22 protein-coding genes are annotated in these 24,335 nt (G+C 61.2%); 10 read left to right on the top strand and 12 right to left on the bottom strand.

The features are described 5' to 3' along the window. The first annotated feature begins 22 nt into the window (after positions 1-22). A complete protein-coding gene (locus AC1DKY_RS02300; RefSeq protein ID WP_441605291.1) occupies positions 23-340 on the top strand; it encodes an antibiotic biosynthesis monooxygenase family protein in 318 nt (105 codons plus the stop codon). Positions 341-407: 67 nt separating this feature from the next. On the opposite strand, the gene AC1DKY_RS02295 is transcribed toward AC1DKY_RS02300, so the two are convergent. Further along, positions 408-968 carry a methyltransferase family protein gene (locus tag AC1DKY_RS02295; protein WP_441605290.1) on the bottom strand — a complete coding sequence of 187 codons (561 nt, stop codon included), beginning with the start codon at positions 966-968 and terminating at the stop codon, positions 408-410. A gap of 239 nt (positions 969-1,207) precedes the next feature. On the opposite strand from AC1DKY_RS02295, the gene AC1DKY_RS02290 reads away from it, so the two are divergent. Together AC1DKY_RS02290 and AC1DKY_RS02285 are read left to right on the top strand one after the other, a co-directional pair. Then, positions 1,208-2,143: a GlxA family transcriptional regulator gene (locus tag AC1DKY_RS02290; RefSeq protein ID WP_441605289.1), complete on the top strand. Its 936-nt coding sequence runs from the start codon at positions 1,208-1,210 to the stop codon at positions 2,141-2,143. A gap of 246 nt (positions 2,144-2,389) precedes the next feature. Then, entirely contained in the window at positions 2,390-3,382 is a 993-nt protein-coding gene (locus AC1DKY_RS02285) for a VOC family protein (protein WP_441605288.1), read from the top strand. Positions 3,383-3,542: 160 nt separating this feature from the next. Here AC1DKY_RS02285 and AC1DKY_RS02280 read toward each other — a convergent pair whose 3' ends face one another. From AC1DKY_RS02280 to AC1DKY_RS02260, 5 genes are all read right to left on the bottom strand, one after another. After that, positions 3,543-4,415 carry a GNAT family N-acetyltransferase gene (locus AC1DKY_RS02280; protein WP_441605287.1) on the bottom strand — a complete coding sequence of 291 codons (873 nt, stop codon included), beginning with the start codon at positions 4,413-4,415 and terminating at the stop codon, positions 3,543-3,545. Between the two features lie 645 nt (positions 4,416-5,060). Then, on the bottom strand, positions 5,061-5,474 hold the full coding sequence (locus AC1DKY_RS02275) for a PDZ domain-containing protein (protein WP_441605286.1): 414 nt from the start codon (positions 5,472-5,474) through the stop codon (positions 5,061-5,063). 256 nt (positions 5,475-5,730) lie between these two features. Continuing rightward, the gene (locus tag AC1DKY_RS02270) at positions 5,731-6,102 is read right to left on the bottom strand and encodes a hypothetical protein (protein WP_441605285.1); all 372 of its coding nucleotides are present in this window, start codon (positions 6,100-6,102) and stop codon (positions 5,731-5,733) included. Between the two features lie 81 nt (positions 6,103-6,183). Further along, positions 6,184-6,678 carry a hypothetical protein gene (locus tag AC1DKY_RS02265; protein ID WP_441602132.1) on the bottom strand — a complete coding sequence of 165 codons (495 nt, stop codon included), beginning with the start codon at positions 6,676-6,678 and terminating at the stop codon, positions 6,184-6,186. A gap of 204 nt (positions 6,679-6,882) precedes the next feature. Further along, positions 6,883-7,251: an RcnB family protein gene (locus AC1DKY_RS02260; RefSeq protein ID WP_441602131.1), complete on the bottom strand. Its 369-nt coding sequence runs from the start codon at positions 7,249-7,251 to the stop codon at positions 6,883-6,885. A 431-nt stretch (positions 7,252-7,682) separates the two neighbouring features. Here AC1DKY_RS02260 and AC1DKY_RS02255 point away from each other — a divergent pair, with 431 nt between their 5' ends. Beyond that, positions 7,683-8,402 carry a hypothetical protein gene (locus AC1DKY_RS02255; RefSeq protein ID WP_441602130.1) on the top strand — a complete coding sequence of 240 codons (720 nt, stop codon included), beginning with the start codon at positions 7,683-7,685 and terminating at the stop codon, positions 8,400-8,402. An 80-nt stretch (positions 8,403-8,482) separates the two neighbouring features. Continuing rightward, entirely contained in the window at positions 8,483-9,316 is an 834-nt protein-coding gene (locus tag AC1DKY_RS02250; RefSeq protein ID WP_441602129.1) for a transporter, read from the top strand. An 80-nt stretch (positions 9,317-9,396) separates the two neighbouring features. On the opposite strand, the gene AC1DKY_RS02245 is transcribed toward AC1DKY_RS02250, so the two are convergent. Together AC1DKY_RS02245 and AC1DKY_RS02240 are read right to left on the bottom strand one after the other, a co-directional pair. Continuing rightward, positions 9,397-9,621, bottom strand: a complete 225-nt coding sequence (locus AC1DKY_RS02245; RefSeq protein ID WP_441602128.1) for an Imm32 family immunity protein — start codon at positions 9,619-9,621, stop codon at positions 9,397-9,399. Between the two features lie 152 nt (positions 9,622-9,773). After that, entirely contained in the window at positions 9,774-10,451 is a 678-nt protein-coding gene (locus AC1DKY_RS02240; protein WP_441602127.1) for a hypothetical protein, read from the bottom strand. A 1,006-nt stretch (positions 10,452-11,457) separates the two neighbouring features. Between AC1DKY_RS02240 and AC1DKY_RS02235 the strand changes: the two genes are divergently transcribed. The 3 genes from AC1DKY_RS02235 to AC1DKY_RS02225 all read left to right on the top strand — a co-directional run bounded on the left by AC1DKY_RS02235 (position 11,458) and on the right by AC1DKY_RS02225 (position 14,029). Next, positions 11,458-11,916 carry a radical SAM protein gene (locus AC1DKY_RS02235; protein WP_441602126.1) on the top strand — a complete coding sequence of 153 codons (459 nt, stop codon included), beginning with the start codon at positions 11,458-11,460 and terminating at the stop codon, positions 11,914-11,916. Next, complete coding sequence (locus AC1DKY_RS02230; protein ID WP_441602125.1) at positions 11,909-12,562, top strand: SPASM domain-containing protein; 654 nt, start codon at positions 11,909-11,911, stop codon at positions 12,560-12,562. Before AC1DKY_RS02235 ends, AC1DKY_RS02230 begins: the two co-directional genes overlap by 8 nt. A gap of 243 nt (positions 12,563-12,805) precedes the next feature. Next, a complete protein-coding gene (locus tag AC1DKY_RS02225; RefSeq protein ID WP_441602124.1) occupies positions 12,806-14,029 on the top strand; it encodes a sulfotransferase family protein in 1,224 nt (407 codons plus the stop codon). A gap of 81 nt (positions 14,030-14,110) precedes the next feature. Here AC1DKY_RS02225 and AC1DKY_RS02220 read toward each other — a convergent pair whose 3' ends face one another. Next, complete coding sequence (locus tag AC1DKY_RS02220; RefSeq protein ID WP_441602123.1) at positions 14,111-14,551, bottom strand: hypothetical protein; 441 nt, start codon at positions 14,549-14,551, stop codon at positions 14,111-14,113. Then, complete coding sequence (locus AC1DKY_RS02215; RefSeq protein ID WP_441602122.1) at positions 14,548-15,138, bottom strand: DUF5671 domain-containing protein; 591 nt, start codon at positions 15,136-15,138, stop codon at positions 14,548-14,550. Before AC1DKY_RS02215 ends, AC1DKY_RS02220 begins: the two co-directional genes overlap by 4 nt. 478 nt (positions 15,139-15,616) lie before the next feature. On the opposite strand from AC1DKY_RS02215, the gene AC1DKY_RS02210 reads away from it, so the two are divergent. Next, positions 15,617-16,993, top strand: coding sequence for an aldehyde dehydrogenase family protein (locus tag AC1DKY_RS02210; protein WP_441611339.1), 1,377 nt, complete (start codon positions 15,617-15,619; stop codon positions 16,991-16,993). 115 nt (positions 16,994-17,108) lie between these two features. Here the strand turns inward: AC1DKY_RS02210 and AC1DKY_RS02205 are convergent, their stop codons facing one another. Together AC1DKY_RS02205 and AC1DKY_RS02200 are read right to left on the bottom strand one after the other, a co-directional pair. Continuing rightward, on the bottom strand, positions 17,109-17,783 hold the full coding sequence (locus AC1DKY_RS02205; RefSeq protein ID WP_441602120.1) for a cysteine hydrolase family protein: 675 nt from the start codon (positions 17,781-17,783) through the stop codon (positions 17,109-17,111). Positions 17,784-17,851: 68 nt separating this feature from the next. Beyond that, a complete protein-coding gene (locus AC1DKY_RS02200) occupies positions 17,852-19,774 on the bottom strand; it encodes a M61 family metallopeptidase (RefSeq protein ID WP_441602119.1) in 1,923 nt (640 codons plus the stop codon). 723 nt (positions 19,775-20,497) lie between these two features. On the opposite strand from AC1DKY_RS02200, the gene AC1DKY_RS02195 reads away from it, so the two are divergent. Further along, the gene (locus tag AC1DKY_RS02195; protein WP_441602118.1) at positions 20,498-23,395 is read left to right on the top strand and encodes a TonB-dependent receptor plug domain-containing protein; all 2,898 of its coding nucleotides are present in this window, start codon (positions 20,498-20,500) and stop codon (positions 23,393-23,395) included. The last annotated feature ends 940 nt before the right edge of the window (positions 23,396-24,335 follow it).

The raw sequence follows: 24,335 nt of genomic DNA, 5'->3' as shown, positions 1-24,335 counted from the left end.
GCCCAAACCGGAGGGATAGAGCATGAGCTACGCCACCGTTTGGGAGTTCCTGGTACCCGAGGATCAACGGACGGCTTTTGAAACAGCCTATGGCCCCGACGGTCCGTGGGCTCAGCTGTTTGCGCGAGCCCCTGGCTTTCTTGAAGTAAGACTGCTCCGCAGCCGCGAACATGCGGGCCGATACCTCACCATGGACCGCTGGCAGACCGCCGCTGCGTTTGAGACCTTCAAGAAGCGTTTCGCCGGGGAATATCACGAGCTGGACAGCGCACTGGAAGGCCTTGCCTCTTCCGAAGTGCCCGTCGGCTCATTCGATGAAATCCCCCCGATGGCGCCATAAGGGACGGCGGCGACACAATCGCTTCACCCGCCCTGAGGCCACGGCTTCATGGCCTCCACGGCGTCGGTCAGTAGACCCAGGGAACAAGGCGTTTGGTGCGTACCGCGTACTGATGAAATGCGTCGCCAAACGCCTCGGCCAGCGCCGCTTCCTCTTCCTTGATGCGATAGAGATAGAGGCACGTAGTGAGGCTCACCATCACGATCACGCCAAGCCAGTTGCTCAAGGTCAGGGCAAAGCCGAAGAATCCAATCATGGCGCCCAGATAGCTTGGGTGGCGCACATAGGCGTACAGGCCTTCTTCCTTGAGTTGATGATCGCCGCGAATCGCCACGTTCGGTGTGTGGAACCGGCCCAACTGGGCGATGGCGAGTGAACGCACGGCGATGCCGATCAGCAGAACGACCAGTCCTGCCCATTGCAGGGCCACTGAGTTCAAGCTTCCCACCGCCCCGTAGGACAAGGCGATGCAGATGGCGAAGACCACCGGACCACCCATCATCAGCAACTTCAATGACCGGTGATCCCGATTCTCCGCCGTGCCCGTCTTCAGGCGAAAGACCGCGAAGGCATCGATGATCAACCACACGAAAAAAACGACCAGGCCCAGGTTGCGCACCATGTTCATGCCGTCTCCGCCTCTTGTGCCTGGATAAGAAGCGCGGACCGTCCACGCATCACACTGCGCTGGCCCCGCACCCCGCCAGCATCCTCCGTCGGACCTGGCCCAGCAAGTGAAAGCGATCCCGTTACTTCGTCTTCAGCGAAATTGGCCCGCTCGCTTCGCTGCTCGTGATCATGGCCTTGACGCACGCCTTGCAGTTACGCCACTTTCTCGACACTGGACCGAGTCATGCGACTGCCACCATGCGACGCGACATCGCCATCATTGTTTTTCCGGGATTTCAGCTGCTGGATGCGGCCGGCCCGGTCGCGGTATTCGAGATGGCCGATCGGTTTCGGCCGGACAGTTATGCGATTACCGTCCTGGCCCCCGGAGGCGGCGTCGTGCGCAGTTCGTCGGGGGTGAGCCTGGCGGCCTCGCCGATTGAACGCAAGCCGTTCGACACCGTGATCGTATCGGGCGGCAATCTCGCGCAGATCGAAGAGAACCAGGGCGACATCGTCAACTGGCTCGGCGACGATGCGTGGCGGCGAGCGGCGGGTGTCTGCTCCGGCGCGTTCTTTCTCGCGCAGGCCGGCTTGCTCGATGGCCGGCGCGCGACCACGCACTGGGCCGTCGCCGAGCGTTTCCGATTGCTCTATCCGCAGGTACGGCTCGATGCCGACCGGATGTTCGTCCGGGACGGCAACGTGTGGACCTCGGCAGGCATTTCCGCAGGCATCGACCTGGCGCTGGCGCTGGTCGAAGACGACTTCGGCCCTGGCATTGCGCGGCGCACGGCGCAGCAGCTCGTGGTGCACCAGCGACGACACCGCGGGCAGTCGCAGTACTCCGTGCTGGTGGACCAAGGTGGCAAGACCGGACGCTTCGGCGACCTGATCAACTGGATGCGCACACGCATTGCCGAACCGATGACGGTCGAGCGCCTGGCCGAGCGCGCCGCGATGAGTCCCCGCCATTTTGCCCGCGCCTTCTCGGCAGAAATCGGCGCGACGCCGGCAAAAGTCGTGGAAGGCCTGCGCCTGGAAGCCGCCCGCATCGCGGTCGAGACCAGCCACCTCACCCTGGACCACATCGCGGCATCCACGGGCTTCGGAGACGCGAGCCGCATGCGTCGCGCTTTCGTGCGCGCGTTCGGCATGTCACCACTGTCGCTACGCCGCAGCGCCGGCGGGTGATCGCCGCGGGCTACCACGACGCTTGCGATGCAAGGCGTTGCGCCCGATCCGAGATGGCCGTTTTTGTCCGGAAATTGTCCTTGTAGGCGCCGTTCGGAACACGCATAAAAGAGCGCCGAGAGTCCCCTGGCCAGGTGGCGAGCGCACCGACCCGCCCATGGCCGCTGTTCGATTCATCGCAGCCGCAGGCGTCATCACTTCTGCGGCCTGCACGAGAGCACCATCCACGTTCATGTGAGGATACGCATGCGCCTGATCCCCTTTCTTTCAGCATGTCTTGTGTGTTTCGCCGCCGCCCAGCCCGCCACGGCCGCAGCCGCACCGGTGGCTCCCACCACGCGACTCGACCATATCCTGCTGTGGGGCCGCGGGATCGACCAGGTCACGTCGGTCATGGCGGTCAAGCTGGGCTTTCAAGTCCGGCCAGGGCGCGACCCTGATGGCGTGGCCAATCGCTATATCCGCTTTTCGGATAGCAGCTTTATCGAATTGCTCGGCATCACACGGCCCAATCCCACGTTCGATCCGGGCATGAAAGAGGATCAGCAAGCATTGAAAGGCGGCCCCGGTTCACGCACGTTCGGCTTTCGCTCTTCGTCGCTCGATACGATCCACCAGTCACTGCAGTCGCTGCATTACGCCGTCACGCCATTTTTTTCCGGGCCCGATAGCGCCAAGCCAGGCTGGCGTCTGTTCGCCTTCGACCGCGCACCGCTGTCGAGCAACACCTTTTTCATCGACTACGCGGCTGGCTACGCACCCGATCAGTTCGACCCCGCCAATGCCGACGACTACCGCGTGACGCGCGAACACCCCAACGGCGCGCGCGAGCTTTCGTCGATATGGCTGGTATCGGGCGACGCCGATGCCGATCGCCGGCAGCTTGAGAAAATGGGTTACGGCAACGCAGTGCCGGTAAAGCTGGCCGCACTCGGCGCCAAGGGATTCTGCGTGCCCGTCGGCCCGACCGCGCTGCTGGCACTGCAACCCGACGGCGCTGGGCTGGCCCAGCAGACCATGGCGAGCGGCGGCCCACGCATCCTGGGCGTGAGCTTGGGGGTGAGTGATCTCGAACGTGCGCAGCGCTGGGTCGAGCGCGGCTACGAGCACAAGCTGGCGACTTATCGCGGCCTGTCCGGCGATTCCTTCCTGGCCCCCACGCAGGAAGACCTTGGCCTCTCCATCGAATTCCACGCGATACAGGCCGGCGGCTCGCCTTGTCCAGGCGCGCGGCTGTAGAGAGCACACGACCAGACACTGTTCGGGCATGGCGCAAACCTGGAGGGCTGCTTCGGACCGACAGCAGAAGCTCGATCGATACCGCGTTACTGCGCCAAGCGACTCGACGCCGTTCGTTTCGCTTGAACAGCCTCCCGCGACAGCCGGCCGTGCGCTGACATCACAGTTGCTTCTCAAAGAAGCTATCGGCATAGGGATCGTCGTTGAAGCGATCGATCTCTTTCCATCCCGTCTTGAGATAGAGCTGTTTTGCCTCAGGCAATGCGCGATTGGTATCCAGGCGGAGCGTTTTGATGGACAGCTCCCGCGCAATTCGCTCAGCCTGGGCCATCAGGCGCTTCGAAAGTCCGATGCCACGCGCAGAAGGCGCCACCCAGAGCCGCTTGATCTCCGCCACGCCGGGCCCGCCTCCCTTCAACCCCACGCAGCCAACAGGAAGATCGTCAGAGCAGGCGACCAGGAACGCGCCGCGAGGCCGCGTCATCTGCGCGGCGACCGGATCCCGCGAACGCGATACGTCGAAACCATGCTCGAAGCGACTGCTGATTTCCGCATAGTAGGCGCCGAGGCAGTAGGTGGCTGCCTCCCCTTTAGGGTCCGCCTCTTCAATGATGACGCGGTCGCGCCCAAGTACGCAGGCCACGAGATCCATGGCTGCCAACAGTTCGTCTGGCCGCGCGTGGCCGGCGAGCATCGCGTCGGCCTGGGTGTTGGAAAGCTTTTCGTACGCCCGAAATTCCGATCGCCCAGTCTTGGTCAGATGCACGACGCGGCGGCGCGCGTCCTGCGTACTCACCACCGTTTCGACCAGGCCTTCATCTTCAAGGCCGCGCAACAAGCGGCTCATCAAACTGGTTTCGACACCCAGGTACTCCCTGAGCACCGCGACGTCGGTTCGCCCGTGCCCAATGGCATTGATGACGCGAGCAGACCCCAGCGGCCGACCGCGTCCAAGAAAGGACTCGTCCAGCGCGCCGACTGCTGCCGTCACGGCCCGGTTGAAACGACGAACACGCTTGATGGCATCATCCATATACCTAACTTAGGTCAGGTAATTTACAACGTCAAGCGGACAGCCCCTCAAGGCAGGCTCCGGACGTCGTCCGCTTCGGTCGCAAGCAGACGATTGCCCGTCCAAGACTTATTCGCCCCGACGACACTCGTCAGGAAGTCGGCCAAAGCTATCTCGGATAAAAGTGTCTGCCCCATTCGAGAGCAAAAAATCCACCGTGTCCTCACGCCCGCCAGCATAGGCGTAGTGCGAAGCGGTAGACCATTCGAGTCGATGTAAGACATCGGATCTATCGGAACGCATGGGTCTTGATCAACATAGTTGACCAGATGGCTATACCGAGCCTGGACCTCGGCTATCTCTTCTGCGTTCATGGCTGACCCTGCCAAATCTTCACCAGCTTCCATCCTCAGCCTGACTGATGCGAAAAGCGTCCGTTTTTGCCTGCACACCATGGCCCGAAGCCGAAGCAAGATCATCTAAATTCATAGGTACGCACGGACCACGAATTTCGCGCGTTTGTTCGCCAGGCGCGCATGCCCAAGATGGTCATGCGCGCCAGGGAGTGATCAATGCGAAAGAATCCATCAGGAAAAGCAGCGCCAGGAAACAGGCAGGTCCAACCCGAAGCGCGACGCCGACTTTCAACCCTGTGTCACAAGACGATCAGCTTTTCGGGATGAACTTCGCGTAATCGACCCGCGCAAACTGAAGGTCTCGTCGCTGGTAAATGCGCATGTCGATGTCGTGGTGGTTAACGGTAAGCACGACAGGACTCGGCGCGTGACTCTTCATCTGCCCGACGAGTTGTCCCACCCAGCGCACCGGCTGCCCATCGATCCGCTCTATCTGGTCGGTGCTGTGCAATCCCATCCAACCGTCAGGCCGAACCTGGCTCACGAAAACCCGCTGGAATGCATCCGTCGTCAAGACGATGCGATGGCCTGCATCTTTCCAGACAAGAAAATTCCCGCTGTAGGACAAAGTACCGTCCTGGCCCGATGGACCGTCATCCGAAAAAGCCGGCATAGCCATCGCAAGCGCCGTGGATGCCACCAATGCAAGTGTCGAAGTCTTCATAGCGATACCTCTTCCTGAGCCGCTAAGGACAGTGGAAGCATCGCACTAGGAAGAATCACAGCCCGGGGGCTTCCACACATGGGAGTGCGCCAGTGAAACCAAGCCGGCAGCTACCGGCGCTGAAAAACTATAGCACCCGCCTTCCGCCGGCACTGCCTTCACAAAACCATCATGCAATCGGCTAGCGACCTGCAAAACCAGACTCTGTTTTCACCAGCTTTTGGCGTCTGCTTTGGGTCGGAAGCGGACGCCAAGACTACTGCTCGTCCAGCCTAGCCAGAATTTCCTTTGCCGGGCCACTGAGGTAGTCCCAGTTGTGGTGACTCAACTCAATCATCGCAGCTCTGTGCGGTAGAAGGATTGCGTCGGGGAACACCATAAGCGTGTTTGCTGCGGCCCAAGGAGCGTCACCTGCGTCTTCGCCTTCCAGCGCGATCGAAACCAGCGATTCAACAAGCTCTCTGTCACCTAAGTGTTTGGCGAAGTAACTCTCAACGAGATCGACTGTAGTGCGCGAAGTTGTCCAGATCAGAATCTCACGCAGGTTCTTTATATCTTTGTGACCACGCGCCAGGGCGGACTTAGCGGCGCTCCGCGACTTCTCGCGATATTCATCACTGGCATTCACACTAGTCACCTGCACAAAGGGTTGGGATCTCAGACCGTTTGTAAGTGTCCGCTATGGGTCGAAAGCGGACCTAGAGCCCCCCTACTCGTCGAATAAATCCGCAGTCCGGCGTGCATCGTCAATTGTGTCAGCCGTAATTGAGAATTTGTCGCCATGAAAAGGGGCCTCGTTGAAGCCCGCTACGACGGCTTGACCTTTAACCGAGAGAACCAATTGTTGCGGATTACCGTGTGCGGTGAGCTTGGAAAGGCTCAGTGCACTAGCCGGATCAAGTTTGAGGACGACCTCAAAGAGACCAAGTTTCTCGTTCTCAGTAATAGCCACCGCTACTAGTTTGGCAGCTGATAACTGCCTAGCTGCGTCGACGCACTCGGTCTGCTGAAAGTAGCCCACGGCAAGACTGGAGCGCGTCAAATCACGCTTATCTTCGTTCCGAGTGGCTTGGCCACAACCAAGGGAGAACGTGACAGGGGCGAATTTGTGGGTCGAAGTCCTGACTGCCTCATTGGTACCGGTTGCCGCCAAAATTAGCCCTGGCAGGCAAAAAGAGAGCGACAACCAGAACCTTTTTCTCATATGACCTACTCTCCAGACTGTTCAGCAGCGCGATGTCCGCTTCGGATCGAAAGCGGTCCCTACGAAGTAATCAAACCTTGACTGGCGTTTCCGATGCCATAGGCGTTGACGAGAAAAGGTCCCACCAGGGACCTTTTCTTCTTCCGTATGGCCTGGCTGCTCGCCACAACTTTGTTCGACACCCGCGAGTGTCGCATTGATAGCTCAGAACCCCGCGGCGATATCAATCACGACACCACTTGAGATCAGCGTCAAATAGAACTGGCCGCCATCGGCGCGTACCCAACGATAACCCGGATCCGGGCGACGCAGGTGATACCGCTCATAGTCGGTCACGTAGTACTCGCGGCTGTAGTAGTGGTCCGGCAGTCGAGCCCCTTTCTTGTACCAGCCATTGTGCTTGCCGTTGTCGTGGCGCCCTTCGTCCTTGGGGTTGTGGCCATGACCATGATCGCCGTCGTCCCAGTGATCATCGTTGCCCTTGCCGTGGCCGTGATCCTGTGGCGAGGCGAAGACCATGCTGTTACCGACAAGCAAAACGGCGGTAATCGCGAACGAGAGTAGGCGCTTCATGTGAGCTCCATCGGTGGCGTGGAAGTATTCGGTGAATGTCCCGAGCTTTCGCTGGTACGACACAACGACAACATCGCATAAAAATGCGAGCGATGGCGCATGCGATGAACTTCACCATTAAGCGGGCAGCGAATTTTCTTGTTCATCTGGCGAGTCGAACAAATACAGCCTGATGCAAGAAAACCCTTGTTTTATGCGACTTGGCGCACGAAGTAAAGGGCTGTTTGACTCCCAGCTGAAGCGTTTCCTCTTCTTTGCTGAACTTGCGGATCCGGGCCCTTTTCTTGCGTTGATCACTCCGCCAGTATCTGCCGCCGAGGCCGTCCGGTGAGCTGATTCTTGCTGCACCACCGCATGGCAGATGCGGAGTTCATCTGGTGCCCGAAGGGCGCCTCGAAGGGAAACGAATCATCACCTTCAAGGGGCAGTCCATGAAAAATCGTGTGCATGTACTTACCGCGTTGAGCATTGCAATTGGCGTATCCATGGGCAGTACATGGGCCATGGCCGATACTGCACCGGCCACTCAACCCGCGCCGACCAGCGGACAGGAAAGCGTCAAACTCGCCGGTACCTATACAACCTTCGCCGGCTCCAACGGCAATGCGCAGGCACTGGTCAACGGTTTGCGTAGCGGCTCCACGATCGTGCTGGTGACGCCTGCGACGGCGACCACCCCGGCCGTGCAAACAAGCTTTACGCCGAGCACTGGCCATCTGGGCTATGGCAACGTGAACATCGCGCTCTCGCTGGCTCAGGCCGAACTCTCCGCCTCCGGCATCACGCAGCCCACGGCAGCGCAGATCGAAGCGGCATTGAACGGTGGCACGGTTGCCGGCCCCAAGGGCCCCGTGCAGCTCACTGGCGTGCTGGCGCTGCGCGCCGAAGGCCAGGGCTGGGGAAATATCTCCAAGACGCTCGGCTTCAAGCTGGGCGACATCATGAGCGCCACCAAGGCGCACGGGCCGGTGCCCGATAGCGCGGATATCGCGCACGGCGAAAAGATCGACAAGGCTAGCCACGCCGACAAGGTCGCCAAGGTCGACCGCCCCGACAAGGCCGATCGCCCCGACAAGCCGGATCATCCGGACAAGCCCGAGAAGCCCGAGAAGCCCGAGCGCCCCGACAAGCCCGAACGCGGCGGTCGCTGATCACACCAACTTGACTCCGATACGTGCGGAGGCCTTGACAGGCCTCCCGCACTTCTTTTGCTACGCCCTAGGAAAAACGCATGAATCTCAAGAACACCGGCACCCTTTGCGCCCTTGGCGTACTGGGCCTGATGGCGCAGGCGGCGCACGCTGACGACAGCTCCACCATCAAGGTGGGTGCAGGCATCGACTACACCACGGGCAAATACGGTACGTCGGAGACCACCGACATCACGCAGGTGCCGGTGACCTTCGGCTACGACATCGATCGCTGGTCCTTCAAGGTCGCAGTGCCGTACATCCACGTGTCGGGTGCCGACAACGTCATTCCCGGCGTGGGTCCGGTGAAGAACACCAACCCGAAGGGTCGCGGCCACGGCAAGGGCAATTCGCAGGGAGGCACCACGCCAATCCCTGAGACAACTGGTTCCGCATCCGGGCTGGGCGACATCACCGCAGCGGCGACCTATGAGGCGTATAGCAATCGTGAGTCGCAGTTCGGCATCGATCTCACTGGCAAGATCAAGTTCGGCACGGCCGACGCAAACAAGGGCCTGGGCACCGGCAAGAACGACTACACCTTCAGTGCCGACATGTACAAGGGCTTCGGTGCCTGGACGGTGTTCGGCGGTGTGAGCTACACGTGGTTGGGCAGTTCGCAGTACATCCAGCTCAACGATGTGTTCGGTGCCAACGCGGGCATGAGCTACAAGCTCGACACCCATAGCAGTTTTGGCGCGTACTACGACTATCGCGAAAAGGCCTCGGATACGAGTTTCTCGCGCAACGAACTCACGGGCTACTACGCGTACAAGTTCGCCAGTGGCTGGAAAGCTCAAGCATATGTGACCAAGGGCTTCACCGATGGGAGTCCGGACTGGGGCGTTGGAGCAACGGTGGCCTATTCGTTCTGAGTCAACTCATTGGCCTGGTGGGCACAAGACACCGGGCCAATGTTCTTTGGGCGTCCGCTTGGGGTCGCAAGCGGACATATTCACCTGACCTTAGCCACGATCAGCTCGGGGCCATCGCCTAGGCTTGGAAGCCTATCGGTCAAGTGCACATGGTCAAAGTCATCAGCCTCCATCTCGACCGCCAGATCGGCGAGCACTCTGGCAATAGCTCTCAGTTCGGCCGGGCTAGCCAATATGCTCGCCTCTGAAAGCCTCAACGGTGCCCGGTGATCGTGACTCCCTTCTTCGTATCCAAACAGCTTCATGGCAGCTCCTTGTTTGCAATTTTTGCGTCCTGCCAGCGGCGTGTGCAGCACCTGATGCGAGCATTCACGTAACAAGCAGAGAGCGGAGCAACGCGGATGGAGGTGGTTGGCCTGGCTCAACCACCTGCGCCCCTTTCTCAAAGCCTCTGGAACTACGAGCCTGCGGCCCCGCTTCCCGACGAACCACGACCTACCTGCTTAAGGCAGCCAGCAAACAGGCCCTGCTGAAACCTGTACTGGTCGTCCTCGCTGGTGAAGGCATAAACCTGGTCCACGATGCCGGCGAGGTACGCTTTGTCGAGTTGCCTGCCATAGGCCTCGACCTCTCGCGGAAGGGTTGCCGTCGTGGCAATGCCTGCCTTCCTGTGAAGGTGGGCCAATGCCGCCGGGCCCATCATGCTGAAACAGGTGCGCTCAAGCGCCTGCGATTGCGTCGCGGCGTGCTGGATGGACAAGCAGTAGTCGAAGTGACTCTGGTCAATCGAGCCCAGTTCGGCGTGCGATGCCCACAGGGAAAATTCGCGCTCCTTCTGTTCCTTCAGATGTGCGCCCTCGGCCCCATGCATCATGTATTCGTGCACCTTGTCCGGCGGGGTTTTGGCCAGGCGCAGGGCCATAAGGCCTTCGTTGTAGCGAAGCGCCACGTCCACACAGCTCTTGACTGGGCTATCCGTGGACGTTGATGCCAAGGACACCAGCTCGTCCTGCGAGTAGGTGCGCACCGCCGCCTGCTGGATCGATGGCGGGGAATTTGCAGGATCGTTTGTTCTTGTCTGAGCCGTACAAGCGGCTAGAACGACGGCACATATACACGCGAGCAGACTTTTCAACTTCCCCTCCGTTTTGTCCTAACAGTAAAGGCCGCCAGGGGCACGCATGTGCCCTCATTTCTTCCAGCCACCCGATGAAAGCACTCTGATCCCTTTTCTTCTCCGGTATTTCACCTGGAGTGACACTTTGGAATGCCTGCCATGGATCGACAGCAGACCCTAACCAGAAGATACGGATTCCCATCTCGCGCCCCATTGACGAGCGAGCGACCAACTAGAGCTCGCTCGCCGGGACGTTTCTACCATGCGCAGTACGAGAGCGTGCTCAGTTGCGCCCAGTCGTATTAGAGCGACGCCGGCCTCGATGGGTAGATCGAAGTCAGAAGGCGCGGGGGGATCCAGACAGATGGCCAGAGCCTCAATCGTCTCGGTACCGGCATCTCCCATGGCTGCCAGAGCCCTGGCCGCCGTCGCGCTACCAGCACGAAGTTCCAGCGCCAGAAGAGGCTCCAATGCCCGAGCCCGAGGGCCTAGTCGAAGGGCCACGTCCAGTGCACAGCGAAGAGGCAAGCCAAGGTTTCGGTAAGGAACGCCAAACTCATTCCTGGCAGTTCCGTCCAGAAGATCACGCAGTAACGGGACTGCCTCTCCTCCCATGGCAAGAAGGGCTTTTTCGCCATCCAGCATGGTGGACGGACTCAAAAGTTGGTCAAAAATTGCGCTGGCCATTTCGCCTCTCTTTGCTGAAATGCTATCTCGATCCAGCGTCTGGTGTAGCGAGGGCAATGGGCCGACAGGTACCTCGGAGTGCGCGCCGCCGGAGGTACTGCCCGGCCCGCAGGGCGAACTGTGCTGTTTATGCGGCCGGCATTGCGGCTGGATCGACGCACGCCTCAATCGTGTCATTCGTCGCCGCCACCCACGCGCGCTGTCATCGATTGATCAGCGGTGTGTCGGCTATGTGACAAATCCCCGCCACGGCCTCGGTAAACCAAATCGTCGCCATGCAGCACATACACCCGGGGAGGCGTATTTGTGCCTCGAGCTTATGCCGAAAGTGGCAAACATGATCACCACGGGAAATCCACGCGCCATGTCCGCACTCAGCCTGCCAGTTCTCGAAGCACCCCTCACGGCGGGACCGCGGCCCAGACACGTGGTTCTCGGGGTCAACAATTTCTGCAACCTGCGTTGCGTCATGTGTGACGTCGGCACCGGCAATGCGGAGACCAACTTCGGCGCAAATTTGATGGGCGCCCGGACGCGTACCATGCCGTGGGAGCTGTTCCAGCGCGTCGCCGACGATATGGCGGCCTTCTGCCCCGAGGCACGCCTGGGCTTCGCATTCACCGAGCCGCTTGCCTGGCGCCCGCTCGGTGACGCACTGAGCTATGCGTCCGCGCTGGGCTTGTACACAACGGTCACCACCAATGGCCTGCTCCTGCCAAAAACGGGCAGCGGAGTTTGCGGCGGGCCGCTGCCGAGGATTGTTCGTCTCGCTCGATGGTCCGGCGGCTTTGCATGATCGCATCCGGCGCCATGTCGGCAGCTTTGCGCGGGCCGTAGAGGGGATTCGCGCCGTCGCGGCGCTGGAGGGCGCGCCCGAAATATCCGTCTTCTGCACGATCAGCGAGTACAACGTCGGTCACCTCAAGACCTTTCTTGCCGACATCAGTGATCTGCCACTGAAACAGGTTGGGCTGATCCACAACAACTTCGTGACGCCCGAACTGGCCAATGAACACAATGCGCTCTATGGCGCGACCTATCCTGCCACGGCCTCCAACAGCTTCGAATCCGATCCCACGACGATCGACATCGCCCGTCTGGCCGACGAGCTGGCCGACATCAAGGCCACGACCTGGCCGTTCTCCGTCACGATCCAGCCCGATCGCACGAGCGAGGCCGACCTCGACATCTACTATCGTCACCCCTCGCAATTCATTGGCCGCCGTTGCCACGACGCCTTTCGCATCCTGATGATCGATGCTGATGGCGAGTCGGTGCCTGTACACGGGCGGTGCTATCGGTTTCCGATCGCCAATGTGCGAGACGCCGGCCTTGAAAGCATCTGGAAGCACTCAAGCATGGAAGCGCTGCGGGCCGCGCTCACCGAGGCTGGAGGCCTTCTGCCTGGCTGCAGCCGGTGTTGCGGCGGCTTTGGCACCTAAGGCAACCAAAGGGACGCCCGGGCGCACTCACCATCATCATTGGACGTGGAACGCCGCCGCCAGGGTATCGGCACCGGGCGCACGTGCCGTCGCAGCACTATGGGGTCGGCGTTCTCGATTCGCCCGAACGGGATACGACCATGGTACGCGCTGTGCTGATTCGTGCGTCCTCTTGCGGCAAGGCTTCGGCGCAAAAGAGCGCTTTCGAAGTTTCGACTGTACGCATCGCACAGAGCGGGTGAAATGAATCGCGAGTTCTTGAATATTGTCGATCTCGAGGCGCAGCTCGATCAGCGGCTGCAAAGGCCGCGCGTCACCAATCTAGGTGCCGTGCGCCAGGCGGCCATGGCCTGGTCCCAAGCCGTGTGGTCCGTCAGCGAGTCGGCCGGCCCCCGGATACTCACTACGGGCGAGATCGAGCGGGGGCTCGCCATCGCGCGTCGGCCTGTGTTCGTTCTTGGCTCGCGCCGAAGCGGCACCACGCTGGTACGCGATTTGCTCGACCACCACCCAGCCCTCTCGGTGCTTCCCGCCGAAGGCACCATGCTCACGAATTTCGCGTGGCATCTGAAGCGGCTGGAGCCCGATAGCTGGCTGCCATTCCTCGGCTGCGAGTGGTTGCGCAGACTCGCCAATCCCATCAACCAGCAGCCGTACTGGCTGCTGGGCCGCTCGTCGGCAGAAGGCTCACCTTATGTTGAATTCGGTCGCGCCTTGCGGGCTTGGTGGCCCTTGGTCAAAACGCGGCTCGGGCCTCGCACAACCTCATGGCCGCTGGTCGCGATCGCGCTTGCGTACGCGCATTGCACGACCGGGCTTGACGCTGACTCACCCTTGCAGCGGTGGGTTGAAAAAACGCCTACCAACGAGCGTTTCCTGGCGCGTCTGATGGCGGAATTTCCCGAGGCGAGAATGCTCCACGTCGTCCGCCATCCTTTCGCGGTCTATGCGTCGAGCTGTAAGGCCCTGCGAGATTCGGGCCTCCCTTCGAGCGAAGAGACGCTGGTCCTGCGGCAAATGCGCTTGTCGTACCGCGAGGCGGCCACTCGCTCCGCTCAACCTGCATCGGACTCGTACCTGCTGGTTCGCTATGAGGACCTGCTCGAGGACACCGCAAGCGGCGTTGAACGGATGGCCTCGTTCCTGGGGATCCAGCCGCTGCCCATCATGACCCAGCCAACCGCGAACGGCATTCCCACCCCGAGCAACAGCTCTTTTGACAGCAACAAGGTCGCCGGAAAACTGGATCGCCGGCCGGGGGATGTCGAGTTCAATTCGCTGACCAGGCGCGAGCGCGAGCGATTGAGCGCGATCCTGGCCAACGATGCGGGGAAACTCGGCTATACGTTGACTCCGCCGCCTGCGTTGCGCCGACAACTGCTGCAAATCTGGACACACGCCGGCCTGGTTGTCGATCGTTTCAGGACGCGCTGGGTGCGCCTGCTTTCCGTATACCAGAGGCCATGACGGAAATCCGGGCGCTGCAACCTGACCCTGTCAGGCGGCCCTTGTCAGCCACGAATCTGCACTGTCCCGGGCGATGGCGTCTCATTGCATTGGCTCGCCCACCTCGCCTCCGTACTTTGTGCCCAAGTCGAAACAGTACCTGCCAGCGAGGTGGTTCCAGCGAAGCACATAGGTTCCGAGCGACCGCCCCTCAGACTCGGATGCAGCGTCGAATTTGGCGCATAACCGGTAGGTCTCCTTGCCAGTTGTTGCGTACTCGAACGTCGCACCGCTGACCGGGTCGCTGGTCATCGGCGGGGCAAGCTTGAGCGAAGCGAGATCGGGTGGCAGGGACTTGTGCTGGGCCCAGTACGCGCTGACTTGCATGGAAATAAGACTCAGGTCAGACACCCTGCGCGAATCAAGTTGCAACGCCCGTTGGTGCATGGGTGAACCGAGCACACCCAGGCCCGCGACAATGGCTGCGGCCATGCCCAGGGAAGCCACTATCGCGAGCAACCGCACTCCCAGGCGCGGCATCATGCGACGCGCTCATCAGCGCGCAAATCCCACAGGTAGTAGCCAAAGACCGTGCACGCAATCACGGCGGCAACGACGACCTTCAGCGTGAATCGAACCGTAATTTCTCCGCCGAGCACGCCGTCGACCAATGTGATCAGGTCGCAGATGAGTACCACGGCCGCGGCGAAGAGCGTCAGATAGGTCAACCACCGGCGAACCGCCGATTGGCGCTTCACCGGCTGCCGGCTCACCTCGCTGCGAATCCGTGCCGTGAGCCAGAGGAAAACCGGGAAGGCGATGATGATCGAGGCCACGGACCAGCGGATGCTTCGTGCTACACCGTTATTGTATGGAGAGGCTGCGTCCGGAAAGCTGCGGTTGATTAATTCAAACAGCAAACTCCCGAAGTGATAGACGCTCAGATAGAGCGTGGTAAACAAGACGAGATAGATAAACGCGTCCCTTGCCGATAAGTAGGGACGGGGCCGGGGCACCGGCACTGCAAATGAAACGTCGGCGAAATTCGAGAGCGCTCCGCGCACCTGTTCTGGCGTCCAGCCAGCCTCCATGAGTGCCTTGTCGATGCTCTGCCGCGAGCATCCGCGCATGAGCGAACTCCGCACAAACCGTTCCAAGTCCTGTGTGCTGCTAGCCATAACTTCCCCTGTTGGTGATCAAGCACGATGAAGCTAACGATGCCTCCCGATCCGGGCCTGGCGAGGCGCGGCATAGGGCAGATGTCTGTCTTTCGCCATGTGGCCGGGCCAGAAGCGGACGCAGTGACTCTCCCATTCCGAGATCGCGGGTTCAAGCCGTCGGAGTGTCAAGCCCGTTTGACCGCTGCAGCGCTGTTAAGCGGATGTCAAAGCCCTCCGCCAAGAGTACTGGGTAAGGACCAGCGCCCCATGCGCGCATGCAGGCCGCGCTGCAGCTACTCACGGGGATGGCATGACCGCGCGCAATCCAGCAGCTCTCCCATCACTTCTCACCTCGCCTTCGCCGAGGCACGAGTAACGTTGCGCAGCTCCGTGCCGGCGAAGTCATTGCCAATCGCCCGCCATACCAAACTGCCAAGAGGAGGATGAAATGATCAAGGTCGTGCAGGCGTTTGATCGCCAACTGATGACTGAGCTGCCGAGCGATGACGCCGAGGCTCTGGAGGCGAAGCTTGCCACGGCGTACCGGTTGTTCAAGGACCGGTCCAGCTGGCTCAAACCGTATGAACGTATCGAGATTCTGCGAAAGCTCGCAGCGCTCATGGAGGGCAGGCGCGAGTACTTTGGCAAACAGATCGCGCGTGAGGGCGGCAAGCCTTACGCGGACGCGCTGGTGGAGACTGATCGGGCCATCGATGGCGTTCGAAATGCCGCAGAGATCCTCCGAACCAGTGCGGGTCGCGAGATTCCCATGGGCATCACCAAGTCCAGTGACCATCGCCGGGCGTGGACGATTGAAGAACCCATCGGGGTAGTCGCTGCCATTTCAGCCTTCAACCATCCGCTGAATCTGATTGTTCACCAGGTGGCGCCGGCGATCGCGACGGGCTGCCCCGTTATCGTCAAGCCTGCGACGACCACGCCCCTCAGCTGTCTGGATCTGGTCAAGCTGGTGCACGAGGCCGGCATGCCGGAGGGTTGGGTGCAAACCTTCCTGCCCGAGGAACGCGAGCTCGCCGAAGCGCTTGCAACCGATTCCCGAGTGGCATTTCTCAGCTTCATCGGGTCCGCGCGCGTCGGCTGGTATCTTCGCTCGAAGCTCGCTCCCGGCGCCCGCTGTGCGCTTGAGCACGGTGGCGCGGCCCCTGTGATCGTCGACAGGAGCGCGGACCTCGACAAGATCATCGAGCCCATTGCCAAGGGCGGTTACTACCATGCTGGCCAGGTTTGCGTATCCGTCCAGCGCATCTACGTCCATGAGGACATTCAGCAGGAATTTCTCGATCGGTTCGCTCGCCGGGTGGCGTCTTTGAACGTCGGTGATCCGGTGTTGCCGCAAACAGAAGTGGGGCCGCTCATCTTGCCGGCAGAATCCGATCGCGTGCAGAGCTGGATCGACGAAGCGGTGGCGGCCGGCAGTCGTTTGATTGGAGGTGGCCGTATCAGCGAAACGACGTTGAAGCCATCCATCCTGGTTGATCCGCCCAAAGACGCCAAGGTGTCCACGCTGGAAGTCTTCGGCCCGCTTACCTGCGTCTATCCGTTTCGCACGCTGGACGAGGCCATTACAGCCGCGAACTCGCTTCCCGTGGCTTTCCAATCGAGCATTTTCACGCGGGAGCTGGCATCCGCCTTCGAAGCTGCCGAACGACTGGATGCATCAGCCGTGATGATCAACGACCACACGGCCTTTCGCGTCGACTGGATGCCATTCGCGGGCCGCCATGTATCGGGGCATGGCATCGGCGGCATTCCCTACACCATGCACGAGATGACGGCCGAGAAGATGATCGTCTTCAAGAGCTAGCGATAGCCGCCAGCGTTGTTCGATGTCAGTCCTTTGGAGAGAACCTCCAGGTATCGTATGCGACAACCATGCGGTGGCACGGATACAGAGAGGCGGGCGAGCAGATACGCCCGGCTCAATGCCTGGACGAGTGCAACGCCGTGGCCAGGCGCTGTGTATCAGTTACCCAACCAAAGTTGTCGCCCTCGCTGTACATGACGCGCACGGTGGCTTCGTGATCGGCAGGGTCATAGGCCGCACAGGCGTCCTGCAGAAGAACACAGGCATAGCCCAGGTCGACGGCCTGGCGCAGCGTCGAGGCGACGCAGCATTGGGTTGTATAGCCCATGAGCAGCAGCGTATCGATGCCGCGTACGCGCAGTACGGTATCGAGCGTTGTCTGGTGAAAGGCGCTGAAGCCCGCCTTGTCGATCACGGGCTCTCGATCGGCCGGGCGCAGGTCTGCAATGATCTCCGTCCCTTTCTCACCCTTCACCAGGAAGCGGCCCAAGGGCCCAGGCGAACCGATGACCAGGTCGTTCTGGCGGCGAAACAGATTGAGGTCGGACAGGTCAGGCGCGTAACACTCACGGGTAAAGAACACGAGCATGCCGGCTTCGCGTGCCGCCGACAGTGCGCGCTGTGCAGCCGGTATCGCCGCCAACAGTGCCTCGACAGGCAATCCCAAGGCCCCCGCGCGGCCCTCAGGCAAGACGAAATCAGCCTGGAAGTCGATGCAGGCCAGCACCGTGCGCGCCGTGTCCAGTTCGATCGAGCGTCCGCGCTCGCAGGGCAGATTGATGCGGGCCAAGAAGTACCTCCGACCTGGGTGTCGATGCGAGCATGGAGCGTCTGGCCATCCAGACGCCCCGTCGATGCTTACTTGCGCGGCGCAATGATTTCGCTGAGGTAATCGGGCTTGCCTTCGATGCGTACGAGATGCGGGTACTGCAGGCCGTCGTGGTAATCAAGCGCGACGGTGCGGTAACCGCCCTGATATTTCAGCAGCAGCTGGATCGGCGTCTTGCTGCCCTTGGCCGCGGTGATGGCGTCTTTCAGCAAGTCTTTCGAATAGTCCTGCCCGTTCACCGCAACGACGGTGGCGCCGGTGCTGATGCCGGCCTTGAAGGCGGGGCCGTTCCAGCGCACATCGTTGACTTCGCCTTTGTCGTTGATGGTCAGGCCGATCGACCAGGCGAAGTTGTAGAGGTGGCGCGAGGGTTGCGAGCGGCTGTTGTATTGCGCCTCGTAGTCGCTCTCCTTGTCCGTATAGACGAGCTTCCAGCCGGTGGCCGCCAGGCCGTCCTGGAGCGGCGGATTGAGTGTGTCCACGTGGGCGCGCAGGAAGGTCGCCCAGTCGTACGGCGCCACGCCATTGAGTGCGGCGACCACGTCGTCGAAGGTATAGGTCTTGGTGACGTAGCTACCGTTGTCGACGCCGAAGAACGCGCGGGCGAAGTCGTCCAGCGATTTGTGGTCCTGGGTGAGTGCGCGCAGCTTGGCGTCCACTTCCAGCCACATCATCTGGCCGCCGCTGTAGTACTCCTCGCTCATCTGCCAGCTGCGGAACGGCAGGCCGGAGCGACGCGCGGCAGTGGGGTCGTTGGTGGTGTCTTCCAGCGTACGCCACTGGAAGCCGACGCGGTTGCGTTCGTAGTTGGCGGCCGTCATGGCCAGTGCGTCGCGGAATTGCTGCGCCGACCATATGCCCGAACGCGCGGTCAGCACGTAGCCCCAGTATTGGGTCTGGCCCTCGTACACCCACAGCAGCGAATCGCCCATGGGCACGTTGAAGTTCGGCGTCCACAAATCGTCGGGGCGGCGGAACTTGCCGTTCCACGAATGCACGTATTCGTGCGCGAGCAGGTCGCGATCGGGCGCGGCATCCTTCCAGGCGGTGAAGTAGTCGGCGCCGAGGCCGTCTTCGCTGGACTGGTGATGCTCGGTGCCATTGCCGCCCAGCGTGTCCGACAGCGAGAACAGGAAATCGTAGTGATCGTAGTGATGCGAACCGAACAGCTTCAGCGCCTGGGTGACCAGCGCGCGGTGCACCTGTACTTGTTCCTTTGACATCTCCAGGTATTTCGGCGCATCGGCAAACACATCCAGATACACCGGCGCGTCGCCGGCCTGGGTCAGGTCAACGCGCTTGAAGTAGCGTCCCGCGTAGATCGGCGAATCAACCAGGTTGTTGAAGGTCACCGGCTTGAAAGTGACGGTGTCGCCGGACTTCGATGCGGTTTCCAGCGCCGTGCCCAGCTGCCAGTCGTGCGGCAGCGTCACGCTGGGCGCATACGTGATGCCGCGCGTGTAGTAGCCGGCCGGATAGAGCGAGACCTTGCTCCACTCCATGTCCATCATGCGGTCGGTGATCTCGAAACCTTCGCTGTCGGTGCGGCCGGACAGGTACTGGAAATCCACATCGAGCGACGACACACCCTCGGGCACGTCCAGATGGAAGGCGTAGACGTTGTACTTGTCGCGCTTCCACATGATCGGCTTGCCGTTGGCGCTGAGCTTGAGGCCGGCGAGCATGTTGATCGGGCCGGTCGGCGAGTGGTCGCCCGGGATCCACTGCGGGTAGAGCAGCGTCAGTGCGCCTGCTTTCACCGGCAAGCTTTCGTGCACGCGGAAGATGCCCTGCGTCGTGTCGCTCGCGTCCACATGCAGCGTCACCGTGCCTGGATACTCGCTGTCCTGCGGGGCGGGCACATCGTCGGTACGCGTCTGCTCCGCCACCGCCACACTCGCGCCCAGCGCGCAGGCCACGGCCAGAGCGAGCCGCGAAAACCTGCGACGCATAGCAGCCGCAGACGCGGCGGAAGGGGCGCGAGACATGAAGTGCTCCGGTGAGCGAATGGAAGATGGCGCAACTTAGCACCACCCGCGCATCGCACCGCCAGCGCCAAGCGTTGGCTCGACTTCGTCGTGGCGATGATCTAGCGGCCCCTTGCGGCACGGCGGGTGACTGGACGCCTGGCGATCGGGCTCTTCGGCAGGGTCTAGGGGCGGGCGTGCACGGGTGCGCTTTCCGCCCTCTCACGGATCGGCACTTGGCTCAAAAGAGCTCGGTGAAGCTGCGTACCCATTGACTCTGAGACTGTCTAAAAAATAAGCAAATGAGTTAGAGAAAATTCATTGAGCGAAAGGTTGGCGTTAGTCATCACCCCCTCCTGCCTGTCGCCACGCCATACGCTGGCGTTCGTTATTGTAAGTTAGTAGACAGCAAATGCCCGGAAAGGCGCATTTGATCGTTCTTGTTCAGCTAAGCGTGGCTGTGACGGCTGTCTAAGCATTTGTTTTTTCTGAAACTTACACATGGCTGACAAAAATCGTTGACTTTTTGTGATCCAGTTGTCTAAGTTCGATGAAGGGCGGCAGGGGGGACCTGCGGTTTTGAGCTCGGTTCAGAGGCTGACGGAACTGTCTTCAGGACAGTGCCGCGGGGACCTGCACGCCTAAGCAAAGCCAGGACGACGCCTGGCTTGCCACCTTCTTTGATCACGTCGTTAGGGGAGTCAAAACGTGAAGCATTTTGGAAACAGCAAACTGGCAACCGCTATCCGGCTGGGCCTGGCCGTGGGTGCCCTGGCCGCCGCAGGCAGCGTATTCGCTCAGGACACCGGCAGCAGCAACGCCACGCCGGATTCGGCCAAGAAGCTCGAAACCATCACCGTCACCGGTTCGCGCATTCGCAGCGTGGACGTGGAAACCGCACAGCCCGTCATCACCATGACGCAGGCCGACATCCAGAAGACCGGCCTGACCAGCGTCGGCGACATCCTGCAGAACCTCACCATCACCGGCCAGCCGACCTTCTCCAAGGCCGCCGTGCTGACCAGCAACACCGAGGAAGGCGGCCAGTACGTCAACCTGTACAACCTCGGCGAGAACCGCACGCTGGTGCTGGTGAACGGCAAGCGCTGGATGACCAGCCTCAATGGCTACACCGACGTGTCCACCATTCCGGTGGCACTGATCGAACGCATCGAAATCCTCAAGGATGGTGCCTCTTCGATCTACGGCTCCGACGCTATCGCCGGCGTGGTCAACATCATTCTCAAGGATCGCTTCAACGGCGCTGCCGTGAGCGGTTCGGTCGGCCAGAACGAAGGCGGCAACAACGACGGCACGCAGCAGGCCTACTCGTTCACCGTGGGCACCACCACGGACAAGTCGTCGATCGTGTTTGCCGCGACGTACAACAAGACCAGCGCCATCTGGGCGAAGGATCGCGACTTCACCAAGTACACCTATGGTGATTTCGACCGCACGGCCGGTTACAGCGGTACGGGCCCGTGGGGTCGCTTCACCAACCCCAACGACGGCGACACCTATGTGCTGAACCACACGGGTGATCCGAACCACATCGGCGTGGGCGCCGACTCGCGCAACATAAACAACTACCATGATGGCGTGCAGGACAACGATTACTTCAACGCCACCAACCAGATGATGGAGCAGCTGCCGACCGAGCTGAAGTCCATCTTCACCGAAGGCAGCTACAACCTTTCGGACAACGTGACGTTCAAGGCCACCGGCATGTACGCCGAGCGCAATTCGTCGACTCAGGTCGCCGGTTATCCGCTCACCAGCACCAGCCAGCCGAACTTCCCGGTGTACCTGAGCGGCGAGAGCTATTACAACCCGCTGCCGGGCAACGACCTGTCGTACGCGCGCCGCATCACCGAGCTGCCGCGCGTGAGCAGCGAAAGCGCCAAGTCGCTGCATTTCGATGCCGGCTTTGAAGGCAGCTTCGACTTCCTCAGCCATGCCTGGAACTGGGACGCTGGCTTTGGCTACAACAAGTACGACGTCGACACCACCAACACCGGCAACATCAACCTGCTCAACCTGCAGCAGGCGCTGGGCCCGTCGTTCCTCAACGCCAGCGGCGTCGTGCAGTGCGGTACCGCCGCCAACCCGATCGCGCTCAACCAGTGCACGCCGTTCAACATCCTCGGCGGCCCGAGCGCGTCGAACAAGCAAGTGCTGAACTACATCATGGCGCGCGAGCACGCCACGGATCAGAGCATCAACAAGGACTTCACCGCCAACATCACGGGCGGTTTGTTCGAGCTGCCGGCCGGCACCTTCAGCATTGCAGCCGGTATCGAACATCGCGGCGTCAGCGGTTACGACCAGCCCGATGAAATGGCCAGCGCCGGTTACACCACCGACCTTGCCGCCGGTCCGACCAATGGTTCGTACACCACCAACGAAGCCTACCTCGAGCTCAATGCGCCGCTGTTGAAGGATCTCCCGGGCGCCAAGTCGCTGGCCGTGGACGTCGCCAGCCGCTATTCGCACTACAGCAACTTCGGCAGCACCACCAACAACAAGTACAGCTTCACCTGGTCGCCGTTCGATGACCTGATGGTGCGCGGCACGTTCGCCAAGGGCTTCCGTGCGCCGACGCTGGGCGACTTGTTCGGCGGCGGTTCGCAGACCTTCGATCAGTACACCGATCCCTGCGACGTCAACTTCGGCAGCCTCAGCAACCCGTCCGTGGCCAAGAACTGTGCGGCCGCCGGTCTGTCGCCGACCAACTTCCACCAGTTGGATACGGCAGGCAATGCGGTGAAGGGCCCGAATCAGCAGGGCACCACGCCGTTCGTGGCCGGCGCCGGCAACCAGTACCTGCAGCCGGAACACAGCACCACCCGCACGCTCGGCCTCGTGTACAGCCCGCACTATGTGGACGGCCTGGACATGACGCTGGACTACTACGACATCAAGATCACCAACGTCATCACGCCGATCGACGCCAACTACGTGTTGGACCAGTGCTATCAGTACTCGGTGCAGGAGTTCTGCTCGGCGTTCCAGCGTGATGCCAACGGCCAGGTGATCAACCTCAACCGCGGCAACGCCAACCTGGGCTGGATCGAGACCACCGGCTACAACATGGGCGTGAACTATCGCCTGCCCGCGTTCTCGTTCGGCAAGTTCGTGTTCAACATGAACGTGAATTACCTCGACGATTGGAACCAGGTCAGCGCCACCAATGCTCCGGTGGTCAACTACGCCGGCCAGTACGGTTACAACCACTGGCGCGCGAACCTGGGCCTGGACTGGAACCTGGGCAACTGGGGCGCTACCTGGGGTATTCGCTACTACGGCGCGTTCCTGGACCAGTGCTTCAGCGACACCATCCACTGCAACATGCCCAACTACACCAGCGTGAACTGGGGCTACGGCACCGGTGCCAACCGCATGGGCGCCACCGTGTTCAATGACGCGCAGGTCCGTTACACCCTGCCGTGGAAGGGCACGATCGCGTTCGGCATGCGTGACATCTTCGACAAGCACCCGCCGAACACCGTCAACGCCTATGTGCTGGGCTACAACTCGTCGGGCTCGGTCGATCCGACGCTGGACCTGGGTCGCTACATCTACCTGCAGTACAACCAGACGTTCTAAGCAACACGCAAACCTGTAACACCTCCCCGCAACACGTTGCCGGGGCTCCGCAAGGGGCCCCGGCCTTTTTTTGTGCGGGATGTGTGTGCGGCACTGAACAAGAGGCCTTGAAGCAGAGCCTCCCCCAGCCTCAGTCCATCAACCACCGCCGCGCCTGCTTGTCTGTGGGAGCGCACCCTGTGCGCGACAGCCACGCCGGGGTGTACCGCTCTGTAGGTTTGTCGCGCACAGGGTGCGCTCCCACAAAATGGCCGCCCATCACTCTCAATCTGCGACCCAAGGCGTGCGCACCCTTGTAGGAGCGCACTTGTGCGCGACAGCCACGCCGGGTGTACCGCTCTGTAGGTTTGTCGCGCACAGGGTGCGCTCCCACAAAGAAAAGGCCGCCCATCACTCTCAATCCGCGACCCAAGGCGTGCGCACCCTTGTAGGAGCGCACTTGTGCGCGACAGCAGGGCTGGGATGTACCGCTTCGTAGGCTGGTCGCGCACAAGTGCGCTCCTACAAAAGAACCACCCGGTCGGGCAACGACGAGCGTTGTCCGGCTCTTGATGCGGCTCTAGACCTTCGGGGTTCCCGTATGTCGTTGCCGGGGCTCTGCGAGAGGGCCCCGGCCTTTTTTGTGCAGGATGTGTCTGCGGCACCGAACAAGAGGCCTTGAAGCAGCGCCTCCCCCAGCATCCGTCCATCAATCACCGCCGTGCCTGCTTGTCTGTGGGAGCGCACCCTGTGCGCGACAGCCACGCCGGGGTGTACCGCTCTGTAGGTTTGTCGCGCACAGGGTGCGCTCCCACAAGAAAATCGCCGCCCATCACTCTCAATCTGCGACCCAAGGCGCGCGCACCCTTGTAGGAGCGCACTTGTGCGCGACCGCAGGGCTGGGATGTACCGCTTCGTAGGCTGGTCGCGCACAAGTGCGCTCCTACAAAAGAACTACCCG

The organism is Dyella sp. 01N448 (genome assembly GCF_056399225.1).
Note: the sequence above shows the minus strand (reverse complement) of the source record. Positions and strands in the feature narration are given on the sequence as shown.

Bases quoted from the DNA above. Each gene is read 5' to 3' on its own strand.
- AC1DKY_RS02300 (WP_441605291.1), top strand. From the start codon at position 23: ATGAGCTACGCCACCGTTTGGGAGTTCCTGGTACCCGAGGATCAACGG.
- AC1DKY_RS02295 (WP_441605290.1), bottom strand. From the start codon at position 968: ATGAACATGGTGCGCAACCTGGGCCTGGTCGTTTTTTTCGTGTGGTTG.
- AC1DKY_RS02290 (WP_441605289.1), top strand. From the start codon at position 1,208: ATGCGACGCGACATCGCCATCATTGTTTTTCCGGGATTTCAGCTGCTG.
- AC1DKY_RS02285 (WP_441605288.1), top strand. From the start codon at position 2,390: ATGCGCCTGATCCCCTTTCTTTCAGCATGTCTTGTGTGTTTCGCCGCC.
- AC1DKY_RS02280 (WP_441605287.1), bottom strand. From the start codon at position 4,415: ATGGATGATGCCATCAAGCGTGTTCGTCGTTTCAACCGGGCCGTGACG.
- AC1DKY_RS02275 (WP_441605286.1), bottom strand. From the start codon at position 5,474: ATGAAGACTTCGACACTTGCATTGGTGGCATCCACGGCGCTTGCGATG.
- AC1DKY_RS02265 (WP_441602132.1), bottom strand. From the start codon at position 6,678: ATGAGAAAAAGGTTCTGGTTGTCGCTCTCTTTTTGCCTGCCAGGGCTA.
- AC1DKY_RS02260 (WP_441602131.1), bottom strand. From the start codon at position 7,251: ATGAAGCGCCTACTCTCGTTCGCGATTACCGCCGTTTTGCTTGTCGGT.
- AC1DKY_RS02255 (WP_441602130.1), top strand. From the start codon at position 7,683: ATGAAAAATCGTGTGCATGTACTTACCGCGTTGAGCATTGCAATTGGC.
- AC1DKY_RS02250 (WP_441602129.1), top strand. From the start codon at position 8,483: ATGAATCTCAAGAACACCGGCACCCTTTGCGCCCTTGGCGTACTGGGC.
- AC1DKY_RS02245 (WP_441602128.1), bottom strand. From the start codon at position 9,621: ATGAAGCTGTTTGGATACGAAGAAGGGAGTCACGATCACCGGGCACCG.
- AC1DKY_RS02235 (WP_441602126.1), top strand. From the start codon at position 11,458: ATGATCACCACGGGAAATCCACGCGCCATGTCCGCACTCAGCCTGCCA.
- AC1DKY_RS02225 (WP_441602124.1), top strand. From the start codon at position 12,806: ATGAATCGCGAGTTCTTGAATATTGTCGATCTCGAGGCGCAGCTCGAT.
- AC1DKY_RS02220 (WP_441602123.1), bottom strand. From the start codon at position 14,551: ATGATGCCGCGCCTGGGAGTGCGGTTGCTCGCGATAGTGGCTTCCCTG.
- AC1DKY_RS02215 (WP_441602122.1), bottom strand. From the start codon at position 15,138: ATGCGCGGATGCTCGCGGCAGAGCATCGACAAGGCACTCATGGAGGCT.
- AC1DKY_RS02210 (WP_441611339.1), top strand. From the start codon at position 15,617: ATGATCAAGGTCGTGCAGGCGTTTGATCGCCAACTGATGACTGAGCTG.
- AC1DKY_RS02200 (WP_441602119.1), bottom strand. From the start codon at position 19,774: ATGCGTCGCAGGTTTTCGCGGCTCGCTCTGGCCGTGGCCTGCGCGCTG.